The 634-nt window shown below is 39.9% G+C and carries 1 protein-coding gene; it reads left to right on the top strand.

Annotation, left to right across the window (positions count from 1 at the left end):
- Positions 1-634 (top strand): AAA family ATPase (locus DW083_RS21945; protein ID WP_158582152.1); only part of this gene is annotated, 634 nt, incomplete at both ends.

Genomic DNA, 634 nt, shown 5'->3' with positions numbered 1-634 from the left:
GAGTTGGCAAATGCGCAAGCAATGACATATGAAGAAACATGTGCCAAACTCAAAGAGTATTACGATGGCTATCACTTTGCAGAAAACACAATAGGTATCTACAATCCGTTCAGCCTGCTCAATACATTCAAATATAATAAGTTCAGCAACTATTGGTTTGAGACAGGCACACCCACCTATTTGGTAGAACTGTTAAAACGGAGCCATTACAATCTGGAGCGCATGGCTAATGAAGAGACCAGTGCAGATGTATTAAACAGTATTTATGCAGATTCATCGAATCCCATTCCTGTCATTTACCAGAGCGGATATCTGACGATCAAAAGTTATGACGAAAGATTTGGCATATACCAATTAGGTTTCCCTAACTTAGAGGTAGAAGAAGGCTTTGTACGATACCTGATGCCCTTCTATACAAATGTCAATAAAATAGAGTCTCCTTTCGAAATTCAAAATTTTGTCCGTGAAATAGAATTAGGCCAGCCAGATGCTTTTTTGCGTCGTCTGCAAAGTTTCTTTGCCGATACGCCTTATGAACTGGTCCGCCAATTGGAGCTGCATTACCAGAATGTACTTTTCATTGTCTTCAAATTAGTCGGCCTTTATACCCAAGTAGAGTACCACACCAATATGG

Source organism: Parabacteroides sp. AF48-14 (genome assembly GCF_003477465.1).
Taxonomy (GTDB): Bacteria; Bacteroidota; Bacteroidia; order Bacteroidales; family Tannerellaceae; genus Parabacteroides; species Parabacteroides acidifaciens.
This window is presented reverse-complemented; position numbering and strand designations above follow the sequence as displayed.